6 protein-coding genes are annotated in these 11,305 nt (G+C 59.4%); 4 read left to right on the top strand and 2 right to left on the bottom strand.

Features of this window, described 5'->3' with window-relative positions:
* Nucleotides 1-223: 223 nt before the first annotated feature.
* A complete protein-coding gene (galR, locus tag AC2CF9_RS16670; protein WP_039379986.1) occupies nt 224-1,225 on the bottom strand; it encodes an HTH-type transcriptional regulator GalR in 1,002 nt (333 codons plus the stop codon).
* Between the two features lie 194 nt (nt 1,226-1,419).
* On the opposite strand from galR, the gene AC2CF9_RS16665 reads away from it, so the two are divergent.
* The 4 genes from AC2CF9_RS16665 to lplT all read left to right on the top strand — a co-directional run bounded on the left by AC2CF9_RS16665 (nt 1,420) and on the right by lplT (nt 9,391).
* The gene (locus AC2CF9_RS16665) at nt 1,420-3,693 is read left to right on the top strand and encodes a molybdopterin guanine dinucleotide-containing S/N-oxide reductase (RefSeq protein ID WP_484557503.1); all 2,274 of its coding nucleotides are present in this window, start codon (nt 1,420-1,422) and stop codon (nt 3,691-3,693) included.
* A 274-nt stretch (nt 3,694-3,967) separates the two neighbouring features.
* Nucleotides 3,968-5,698: a penicillin-binding transpeptidase domain-containing protein gene (locus AC2CF9_RS16660; RefSeq protein WP_484557502.1), complete on the top strand. Its 1,731-nt coding sequence runs from the start codon at nt 3,968-3,970 to the stop codon at nt 5,696-5,698.
* A gap of 346 nt (nt 5,699-6,044) precedes the next feature.
* Nucleotides 6,045-8,195, top strand: a complete 2,151-nt coding sequence (gene aas / locus AC2CF9_RS16655; RefSeq protein ID WP_484557501.1) for a bifunctional acyl-ACP--phospholipid O-acyltransferase/long-chain-fatty-acid--ACP ligase — start codon at nt 6,045-6,047, stop codon at nt 8,193-8,195.
* On the top strand, nt 8,192-9,391 hold the full coding sequence (gene lplT / locus AC2CF9_RS16650) for a lysophospholipid transporter LplT (protein WP_484557500.1): 1,200 nt from the start codon (nt 8,192-8,194) through the stop codon (nt 9,389-9,391). Before aas ends, lplT begins: the two co-directional genes overlap by 4 nt.
* A 737-nt stretch (nt 9,392-10,128) precedes the next feature.
* Here lplT and AC2CF9_RS16645 read toward each other — a convergent pair.
* Nucleotides 10,129-11,169: an NADP(H)-dependent aldo-keto reductase gene (locus tag AC2CF9_RS16645; RefSeq protein ID WP_039379975.1), complete on the bottom strand. Its 1,041-nt coding sequence runs from the start codon at nt 11,167-11,169 to the stop codon at nt 10,129-10,131.
* Nucleotides 11,170-11,305 lie beyond the last annotated feature (136 nt).

Here is an 11,305-nt window from a genome sequence, read left to right as displayed (position 1 = left end):
CCCACCCGCCCCTTAGCCCGTCCGCGTGCGGGAACGCCGCTGAAACTGCCGGAAGCCTGGCGGGCGGAACCCCTCCGGCGTCACGCGCTGCCGCAACCAGCCCCGCGCTGCTCAGCGCCCAGCCCCGCGCTGCTCAGCGCCCAGCCCCGCGCTGCTTAGCGCCCAGCCCCGCGCTGCTCAGCGCCCAGCCCCGCGCTGCTTAGCGCGCTGCCCGGCGCATCACTTATCCAGGCCCACCCACTGAGTGACGCCGCACCAGCGTCGGACTGAACATATTGGTGACTTCAGGCAGCTCGCTGCCATGCGCCAGCGCCAGCGCCAGCTGTGCCGCCTGCTGCGCCATAGTGACAATAGGGTAGCGCACGGTAGTAAGGCGCGGGCGCACGTAACGTGACACCAGCACATCATCAAACCCGATCAGTGACATCTCCTCTGGTACGCGGATGCCGTTATCACTCAGCACCGCCAGCGCGCCGGCAGCCATCGAATCGTTATAGCAGGCGACGGCCGTCAGGGATTTGCCGCGGCCCAGCAGCTCCGTCATCGCCTGCTCACCGCCTGTTTCATCAGGCTCACCCCAGGCCACCAGACGATCGTTGCAGGGCAGGCCGTGTTCCCGCAGCGCATCGTAATAGCCCTGCAGGCGATCCTCTGCGTCGGAAATAGTGTGCGTAGAGCAGATAAACGCGATGTGCGTATGGCCCTGCTGAATAAGGTGCCGGGTGGCGAGCCAGGCGCCATAGCGATCGTCAAGCGCGATACAGCGTGACTCAAAGCCCGGGATCAGCCGGTTCAGCAGCACCATACCCGGCACCTGACGCATCAGCATCTCCAGATCGTCCGCCGGGATTTTCTTGGCATGCACCACCAGCGCCGCACAGCGATGGCGCATCAGCTGCTCAATCGCCTGCCGCTCTTTTTGTTCATTATGGTAACCGTTACCAATCAGCAGAAAGTTGCCGGTCTCGCCTGCCACTTCATCCACCGCTTTTACCATCGCACCAAAAAAAGGATCAGATACATCACCCACCACCAGCCCCAGCGTTTCAGTGGATTGCTGTGCCAGCGCGCGCGCATTGGCGTTAGGGTGATACTGCAGCTGCTCCATCGCCTGGGTTACCGCGAGGCGCGAACCTTCGCTGGCTTTGGGAGAGTTATTGATAACACGGGAAACGGTCGCAACCGACACCCCGGCCATACGGGCAACATCCTTTATGGTAGCCATGCAATTATCGACATCCAGGGAAAACGTTTACACATCGCATCAGTGTTACGGAAAAGCCCCTGAGCCGCAAGCGATCAGAATGCCAGCGTTGTCGCAAAAGCGCGGAAAATCAGCCGCTCACAGGCAGGCTTCTGGCGGACTGCAGCCTCATGCTATGCTGCCGCGCATTCTCTGTTTATCTGCCGGACACTCTCATGAAAACACGCGTGCCGCACCTGGCGCACTGGGGCGCTTTTACCGCCGTAACGGAAGATGGCCGCCTGACAGGCTGCGAACCTTTCTTTGCCGATACCGATCCCTCACCGATGATCCACACCATCCCGGAGCTGGTTTACTCCGACAGGCGTATCCGCCAGCCAATGGTGCGCCGCTCGTGGCTGAAATCGCGCGAGAACAGCGATCGCACCCTGCGCGGGCGTGAAGACTTTGTGCCGGTCAGCTGGGATACCGCGCTCGATCTGGTCGCAGAAGAGAACCGCCGCGTACGCGAGCGCTACGGGGCAGCCGGCATCTTTACCGGCTCGTACGGCTGGTCCTCGGCCGGGCGGGTGAACCATGCGCGGACACTGGTGCGGCGTTTCTATTTTCAGGGCGGCGGCGGCGTCGATCAGCAGGGCAACTACAGCTGGGGCGCCGCCCAGTTCTTCCTGCCCTATGTGATTGGCACTTACATGCCGCTGACCGGGCGTGTAACCGACTGGCCGCAGGTGGTGGAGCATGCGGAGATTTTTGTCGCCTTTGGTGGCCTGGCGCTGAAAAATGCGCAGGTCGCGTCCGGCGGAGCGGGGCAGCACAGCCTGAAGCCGGCGCTGGAGCAGCTGCGCGCCCGGGGCACCCCGGTAATCAACATCAGCCCGCAGCGCGATGATTGTCCGGCGTGGCTGAACGCCGAGTGGATCCCGATTCGCCCCAATACGGATGTCGCGCTGATGCTGGCGCTGGGCTATGAGATCCTGCGCAACGGCGCCACTGACGACACCTTCCTCGCCACGCACTGCACCGGCTGGCCGCAGCTGCGCGCTTACCTGCTGGGCGAAAGCGACGGCGTGGCAAAAAACGCAGCCTGGGCGAGCGCCATTACCGCTATTCCGGCCGCACGCATCGCACAGCTGGCACAGCAGCTGGCGGGCAGGCGCAGCTTTATGACCAGCGCTTACTCCGTGCAGCGCGCACATCGCGGTGAACAGCCCTACTGGATGATGATTGCGCTCTCCTGCATGCTGGGTCAGCCGGGCCTGCCAGGCGCAGGCTTCTCATTCGGGCATGGCTCAATGAACAGCGTGGGCAATCCGCGGCAGGAGGGACCGGCGCCGATGATGAGCACCGGGCCTAATCCGGCCAATCTGGCGATTCCGGTAGCGCGCATCAGCGACATGCTGCTGCAGCCAGGCGAACCTTACGACTTCTGCGGTGAGACGCTGCACTATCCTGATATTCATCTGGTGCACTGGGCGGGCGGTAATCCGTTTCATCATCACCAGCAGCTTAACCGGCTGGTCGCCGGCTGGCAGCGACCCGATACGGTGATTGTGCAGGATATTGTCTGGACGCCTGCGGCGCAGATGGCGGACATTGTGCTGCCGGTGACCACCACGCTGGAGCGCAACGATATTGGCGGATCGTCGCGCGATCGCTTTGTGCTGGCGATGCACCAGGCCGTCAGGCCGCAGCATCAGGCGCGCAACGACTTCGATATTTTTGCCGATATCGCCGATCGCCTCGGTTATCGCGACCGCTTCACGGAAGGACGCAATGAGATGCAGTGGATTGAGCATCTTTATCAGCAGTGCGCACAGGCACATGCGCGACGCGATATCGCTTTCCCGACCTTCAGTGAGTTCTGGGAGCGCGGGTTTGTGGAGATCCCCGAGGGCGGGAAACCCTATATCTTTATGGAGGCGTTTCGCGCCGATCCGCAGGCGCATCCCATCGCCACCGCCAGCGGCAAAATTGAGCTCTTTTGCCAGACCATTGCGGACTATCAGCTGGATGACTTCGCGGGTCATCCCACCTGGCGTGAGCCGCAGGAGTGGCTGGGTGCGCCGCTGAGCAGCGACTATCCGCTGCATATGATTTCAGTGCAGCCTGCCGACCGGCTGCACAGCCAGCTGGATGCAACCCCTGCCGTTCAGGCCAATAAAACTGCCGGGCATGAGACGCTGTCGATGCATCCGCAGGATGCCGCGCAGCGCGGCATTGCCGACGGGGAGGTGGTTGAGGTAAGCAACGCGCGCGGCCGTATGCTGGCCGGCGTGCGCCTGACCGACGGTGTTGCGCCAGGCGTACTGATTATCGCGACCGGTGCATGGTTCGATCCCGGCTTTGGCGGCACATGGCAGCCGTGGGATCGCGCCGGCAACCCGAACGTACTGACGCTGGATATCGGAACCTCCTCCCTGACGCAGGGACCGAACGCCATGAGCTGCCTGGTGGAAGTCAGAAAACATCACGGTTGCACAAACCACTAACAATCTCACCGCTGGTTACATTTTGCGGGCAACTGTTGCGTTTAAGCAGGTGCAGGGCTGTCAGCTGGCTTGCTACAGTCAGGGTCCCAGAGGTATTGATGGGTGAACATCAAAACGTTTTCTTGATTACACCAACCTGCGCAGATGCGCAGGTTTTTTTTGTCCGTCATCTCTGCAAATAACTGAAACACAGTTTTCCTGTCAACTTGTCAGGCCTTTCTTTATAACAGCCGATAACCAGTCTGGATAACGACTCTCACCGCAGCGGAATGCTATGCCTCCGATTAAAAAATTTCTGGGTAAAGACCAGATCAAAGCCCCGTTTAACCCGTTTCGTTTTCGTCTGATCTGTCTGGGCGTGCTAACCTGTATGGGACTGCTGCTCGCCCGCGTTGGCGATCTGCAGCTGATCAACCACCCGATGCTGGAGCATGAAGCGGATCAGCGCTCACTGCGCACCGTTACGCTGCCCACGAATCGCGGCACGCTGCTGGATCGCGACGGCCAGGCGCTGGCGCTGAGCGTACCGTCGCGCGACATCATCGCCGATCCTAAACGGGTGCTGGAGGCGAATCCCGACTTCAGCAGCGCAAAGTGGGGCTATCTGGCGGCGGCGCTCAGCATGCGGCCGGAAGATCTGCAGGCGCAGATTACGGCTAACCCGAAAAAACGCTTTCTCTATCTGGGCCGCAAAATTGAGCTGGGGATCGCCAAAGATATCGCCGAACTGCACCTGAAAGGGATCAGCTCGGTCTATAACGACAGCCGGTTTTATCCGATGAGTGAAGCGGCTGCGCCGCTGATTGGCATTGTGGGAGCTGACAGCAACGGGCTTAACGGGCTGGAGAAAGGGTTTGATCGGGTGCTGCAGGGCGAGCCGGGCAAAGAGGTCTATCGCCAGGATGGCGAGGGCAATATCATTTCAATGATCGACTATGAGCCGCCGAAGCAGCCGCCCACGGTGCAGCTCAGCATCGACAAATTTGATCAGTTTACCCTCTACAGCAGGCTGCGCGACGGCGTGCTGCTGAACAAAGCGGACTCCGGCGCCGCGGTGCTGGTGAAGATCGATACCGGTGAAATTCTGGCAATGGCATCGTATCCCTCATTCAACCCGAATAATTTCGACAAGGCGACACCCGCCCAGATGCGTAACGTCGCCATCAATGACAGTTTTGAACCGGGCTCAACGGTCAAACCGCTGGTGGTGATGGAGGGCCTGGAGCGCCATCTGGTGAGGCCTGACTCGGTGATTGATACCACCCCCTACAGCGTCAATGGCCATCTTATCCGCGACGTCGGCCACTGGCCGCGTCTCACCATGACCGGCATTTTGCAAAAATCGAGTGATATCGGCGTATCGCACATTGCGCTGGCGATGCCGGCAGAAGCGCTGGTCAACACCTATCAGGCATTTGGGCTCGGCAAGCCTACCGGACTGGGATTAACCGGCGAGAGCGTAGGCTACTTTCCGCTGCATCGCGAGCGCTGGGCGGACATTGAACGTGCAACCTTCTCCTTTGGTTATGGCCTGCGCGTGACGCCGCTGCAGATTGCGCGCGAATATGCCACGCTGGGCTCGTTTGGCGTTTATCGTCCGCTGTCGATAACCAAAGTCACACCACCGGTGCTGGGCAAACAGGTGGCCAATCCGCAGATTGTACAGACCGTGGTGCATATGCTGGAGAGTGACGTGCTGCCGGGCGGCACCGGTATCAAGGCTGCGGTACCGGGTTATCGCCTGGCGACCAAAACCGGTACCGCAGAAAAGATGGGCAGCAGCGGCAAATATGATGGCGGTTACGTGAACTATACCGCCGGAATTGCGCCAGCCAGCCACCCGGAGGTGGCGCTGGTGGTGATGATCAACCATCCGACCGCGGGCGATCACTTCGGCGGCTCGGTGGCCGCGCCCATCTTCGGCAATATCATGGGGCCGGTGCTGAAGCACATGAACATTGCGCCGGATGCGCTTTACAGTAAACCGCAGTCAGATAAATCCTAGCTAAATCAAAATGTAACCAGCAAGAGGCGCTGTTCACACCTGGTTGCATTTCGCTGAATACGGTTGCGTTTAGCCGCTGTTATTTTCCCGGCTGCTGCGCGACGATAGCGATCCCAGAGGTATGATTGGTGTGAAGATCGGCTGCTGCGGCAGCGATACCTGTACTGCGGGTATAACCCTGTTCGGTTGCACCGACCCACGCAGACGCGTGGGTTTTTTTTATCTTTTTTCTGCGGCCCCGCGTCGCAGTTTGTCAGGGGACCCGCTTTAATTCTGCTCTGTACTTGTCGCCGCCCGGCAAATCCTGCAAGGTAATTACCATTTTTGACTTTGCTAAGGAGCTGGCATGCTATTTGCCATTTTGCGCACTCTCTGTCGCCTGCTATGGCGCGTGGAACTGCGCGGCGATCTTACGGCGCTGCATAAAGAGAAAGTGCTGATCGCGCCTAACCATATGTCCTTTCTGGATGGCGTGCTGGTTGCGCTGTTTTTACCGATCAGGCCAGTATTTGCGGTCTATTCTGCTATCAGCACCCGCTGGTATATGCGCCTGCTGAAACCGATTATCGACTTTGTTCCGCTCGATCCCACTAAGCCGATGTCGATCAAACATCTGGTTCGCATGATTAATACCGGCCGCCCGGTGGTGATTTTCCCGGAAGGTCGTATCACCGTGACCGGGTCGCTGATGAAGATCTACAGCGGTGCCGGCTTTGTTGCGGCGAAATCGGGCGCGACGGTGGTGCCGATGCGCATCGAGGGAGCGGAGTACACGCCGTTTGGCCGTCTTGGCGGAGTGTTTAAGCGTCGCCTGTTTCCCCGAATTACGCTGAGCGTGCTGCCAGCGACCCATATTCCGATGCCGGAGGCGAAACGCGCCCGCGACCGGCGCGTGCTGGCAGGTGAACACCTGCACCATATTATGATGGAAGCGCGCATGGCGGTGCGCCCGCGCGAAACGCTGTACGAAGCTTTTCTCAGCGCGCGTACCCGCTACGGGCTGACCAAAGCCTGTATTGAAGATGTGAATTTTCAGCCGGACAGCTATACCGGACTGCTGAAAAAGGCGCTCGGGGTGGGACGTATTCTTGAGCGCTACAGCCGGCAGGGAGAATATATTGGTCTGCTGCTGCCTAATGCTACCGTGACCGCTGCAGCGATCCTCGGTGCATCCATGCGCGGGCGCGTCCCGGCCATGCTGAACTATACGGCTGGCGTCAGCGGCATGCGGGCCGCGCTGACCGCCTCGCAGGTAAAAACCGTGTTCACCTCACGCCAGTTTCTGGAAAAAGGCAACCTGTGGCATCTGCCGCAGGGGCTGACTGAAGTCGAATGGGTTTATCTCGAAGATCTTAAAGAGACGGTAACGCTGCAGGATAAGCTCTGGATCCTCGGCCATCTGCTGCTGCCGCGCCGGGCACAGCTGGCGCAGCAGCCGGAAGAGGCGGCGATGGTGCTGTTTACCTCTGGTTCGGAGGGGCATCCCAAAGGGGTGGTGCATTCCCATAAGAGCCTGCTGGCTAACGTAGAGCAGATCCGCACCGTGGCCGACTTTACGCCGCGCGATCGCTTTATGTCAGCGCTGCCGCTGTTTCACGCCTTTGGTCTGACGGTTGGTCTGTTTACGCCGCTGCTGACCGGCGCGCAGGTTTTCCTCTATCCCAGTCCGCTGCACTATCGCGTTGTGCCGGAGCTGGTGTATGACCGCAACTGCACCGTTCTTTTCGGTACGTCAACGTTTCTGGGTAACTACGCGCGCTTCGCCAGCCCCTATGATTTTGCCCGTTTGCGCTATGTGGTAGCCGGTGCGGAGAAGCTGCAGGAGGGCACGCGCCAGCTCTATATGGAGAAATATGGCATTCGCATTCTGGAGGGCTATGGCGTCACCGAGTGCGCGCCGGTTGTGGCGATCAACGTGCCGATGGCTGCCCGCACGCATACCGTTGGCCGTCTGCTGCCCGGCATGGATTCCCGTCTGATTTCAGTGCCGGGCATTGAGCAGGGTGGCCGGCTGCAGCTGCGCGGCCCGAATATCATGAATGGCTATCTGCGCGTTGACGCGCCCGGCGTGCTGGAACCGCCCGTGGCGGACAACGGCGAAGGTGTGATGGAGGCGGGCTGGTATGATACCGGTGATATTGTCAGCTTCGATGAAGGCGGTTTTTGTCAGATTCAGGGCCGGGCGAAGCGCTTTGCCAAGATAGCGGGTGAGATGGTGTCGCTGGAGAGCGTTGAACAGATTGCGCTGAAAGCCTCCGGCGAAAAACAGCATGCCGCCTCGCTGCGTCCGGAGGGTAATCGTGGCGAAGCGCTGGTGCTGTTTACCACCGACAGCGAGCTGACGCGCGATCAGCTGCTGCAGGCGGCGCGTGAAACCGGTGCGCCAGAGCTGGCGGTGCCGCGCGATATCCGCGTCATGAAACAGCTGCCGCTGCTGGGCAGCGGTAAGCCAGACTACGTCACTCTGAAGCAGCTGGCAGAAGAGGAGAGAGCATGAGCCAGCATGAGGAGGCCCGCGCTCCGCTGCTGTCGCGCGGTATGATTGCCGTGATCGTGGCGCAGTTTTTTTCCGCTTTTGGTGATAACGCGCTGCTGTTTGCCACGCTGGCGGTGCTGAAAAATCAGTTCTACCCCGACTGGAGCCAGCCGATCCTGCAGATGCTGTTTGTCGCCACCTATATTCTGCTGGCACCGTTTGTCGGGCAGATGGCCGACAGCTTCGCCAAAGGACGGGTGATGATGCTGGCGAATAGCCTGAAGCTGCTGGGGGCGCTGACCATCTGCTTCGGCTTCAATCCGTTTCCCGGCTATACGCTGGTGGGCATCGGCGCGGCCGCTTACTCGCCGGCGAAGTATGGCATTCTGACGGAAATCACCAGCGGTGAACGCCTGGTGAAAGCCAACGGGCTGATGGAGGCATCGACCATCGCGGCCATTCTGCTCGGTTCAGTAGCGGGCGGGATACTGGCGGACTGGCATCTGCTGATGGCGCTGGCCGCCTGTGCGCTGACCTACGCGCTGGCAGTCGTCGCCAATCTCTTCATTCCCCGCCTCAGCGCGGCGCGTCCGGGTCAGAGCTGGCATGCGCTCAGGATGCTGCGCAGCTTCAGCGGTGCAGCACGCCAGCTGTGGCATAACGGCGAGACGCGTTTTTCCCTGCTGGGTACCAGTCTGTTCTGGGGAGCAGGGGTCACGCTGCGTTTCCTGCTGGTGCTCTGGGTGCCGGTGGCCTTAGGTATTACCGATAACAAAACGCCCACCACGCTCAACGCCATGGTAGCGATAGGGATTGTACTGGGCGCGGCGGCAGCGGCTAAGCTGGTGACGTTGCAGACGGTGCGGCGCTGCATGCCGGCAGGGGTGCTGATAGGGGTGATGGTGGTGCTGTTTTCGCTGCAAACCACGCTGCTGAACGCTTATCTCCTGCTGATGGCGATCGGCGCCCTGGGCGGTTTTTTTGTGGTGCCGCTCAACGCACTGCTGCAGGAGCGCGGTAAGGCGAGCGTGGGCTCAGGCAACGCGATTGCCGTGCAGAACCTTGGTGAAAATAGCGCTATGCTGCTGATGCTGGGCCTCTATACGCTGGCGATTAAGCTCGGGGCCCCGGCGGTTGCCACCGGCACAGGTTTTGGCATAGCGTTTGCCGCCGCAATCGCGCTGCTGTGGTGGAAATCGCGTCCCGTATCGCCGTAGGGGCCGCATTTATGCGGCCCTAGCGTATGTATCGACGCACCCGCATTTATACGATTTCACCGCAATCAAAAAGGGCGTCATTAATGACGCCCCTACGAATACCCATCGCGTGATTCAACATTCCCGCAGGGGCCGCATTTATGCGGCCCTGGTGCATTCAAAGGGCGTCATTAATGACGCCCCTACGAATTCCCATCGCGTGATTCAACATTTCCGTAGGGGCCGCATTTATGCGGCCCTGGTGCGTTCAAAGGGCGTCATTAATGACGCCCCTACGAATTCATATCGCGTGATTCAAACCCCTGTAGGGGCCGCATTTATGCGACCCGGGTACGTTCAAAGGGCGTCATTAATGACGCCCCTACGAATATCCCATCGCGTGATTCAAACCCCTATAGGGGCCGCATTCATGCGGCCCTGGTGCGTTCAAAGGGCGTCATTAATGACGCCCCTACGAATTCGCACTGCATGATTCAACATTCCCGTAGGGGCCGCATGAATGCGGCCCTGGTGCGTTCAAAGGGAGTCATTAATGACGCCCCTACGAATTCGCACTGCGTGATTCAACATTCCCGTAGGGGCCGCATTTATGCGGCCCTGGTGCATTCAAAGGGCGTCATCAATGACGCCCCTACGGTAATTCCCGTCGCGTTTATACGATTACCGCCGTAAAAAAAAGGGCGTCATTAATGACGCCCTTACGTTAATCTCCGCCGTATTTATGCAACCCTGAAAAATTACGGTGCGGGATAGGTATACTGCCGGTGGATGGTTTCCAGCGCTTCCAGCACATCGGCGTTCAGCGTCAGATTAAAACTCTCCACATTCGTTTTCAGCTGCTCCAGCGTGGTGGCGCCCAGCAGGGTACTGGCAACAAACGGCTGCTGGCGCACATAGGCGAGGGCCATTTGCGATGGATCCAGATTATGCTGCTTTGCCAGGTCGACATAGGCGGCGATCGCCTGTTGCGACTGCTCACTGCTGTAGCGGGTAAAGCGGCTGAACAACGTATTGCGCGCACCAGCAGGCTTCGCGCCATTCAGGTACTTGCCACTCAGGGTACCAAATGCGAGGCTTGAGTAAGCCAGCAGCTCCACGCCTTCATGCTGACTAATCTCAGCCAGCCCAACCTCAAAACTACGGTTCAGCAGGCTGTAAGGGTTCTGAATCGTCACAATCCGCGGCAGCTCATGTTTTTCAGCCAGCTGCAGATAGCGCATTACGCCCCAGGCGGTCTCATTTGAAACGCCGATGTAGCGGATCTTACCGGCGCGCACCTGTTCGGTCAGCGCTTCCAGCGTCTCCAGCAGCGTCACGGTCGCAGTACTTTCGCTGTACTCATAGCCCAGCTTGCCAAAATAGTTAGTCTGACGCTGCGGCCAGTGCAGCTGATAAAGATCGAGGTAGTCGGTATTCAGACGCTTCAGGCTGGCATCCAGCGCCTCGCGAATGTTTTTGCGATCGAGCGCCTGATGCGGGCGGATCAGCGCGTCGCTGCCGCGAACCGGACCGGCGACTTTGCTGGCGAGGATCACTTTATCGCGGCTGCCGCGCTTTTTCAGCCAGCTGCCAATGTATTGTTCAGTTAATCCCTGGGTTTCAGGACGCGGCGGAACCGGGTACATCTCTGCGGTATCGATCAGATTAATGCCCTGGCTCACAGCGTAATCGAGTTGTTCGTGGGCGTCGGCTTCGCTGTTTTGCTCACCAAACGTCATCGTGCCTAACCCCAGTTGACTGACTTCCAGCGTACTATGGGGGATACGGTGATAATGCATTGCCGGCTTCCTTTTTTCATTATGAAACGGAATGTTCTGTCCTTTTGGACTATAGCCTGTCTGGCACAGAGGAAGGAAGAGGGGAAACTCCGGGAAATCGCCTGCACGGAGGAAAACGCCGTACAGGCCGGGTAAT

The sequence above is a fragment of the Pantoea sp. SYBGC1 genome (genome assembly GCF_057197005.1).
This window is presented reverse-complemented; position numbering and strand designations above follow the sequence as displayed.

Bases quoted from the DNA above. Each gene is read 5' to 3' on its own strand.
- AC2CF9_RS16665 (WP_484557503.1), top strand. From the start codon at position 1,420: ATGAAAACACGCGTGCCGCACCTGGCGCACTGGGGCGCTTTTACCGCC.
- AC2CF9_RS16645 (WP_039379975.1), bottom strand. From the start codon at position 11,169: ATGCATTATCACCGTATCCCCCATAGTACGCTGGAAGTCAGTCAACTG.
- aas (WP_484557501.1), top strand. From the start codon at position 6,045: ATGCTATTTGCCATTTTGCGCACTCTCTGTCGCCTGCTATGGCGCGTG.
- AC2CF9_RS16660 (WP_484557502.1), top strand. From the start codon at position 3,968: ATGCCTCCGATTAAAAAATTTCTGGGTAAAGACCAGATCAAAGCCCCG.
- galR (WP_039379986.1), bottom strand. From the start codon at position 1,225: ATGGCTACCATAAAGGATGTTGCCCGTATGGCCGGGGTGTCGGTTGCG.
- lplT (WP_484557500.1), top strand. From the start codon at position 8,192: ATGAGCCAGCATGAGGAGGCCCGCGCTCCGCTGCTGTCGCGCGGTATG.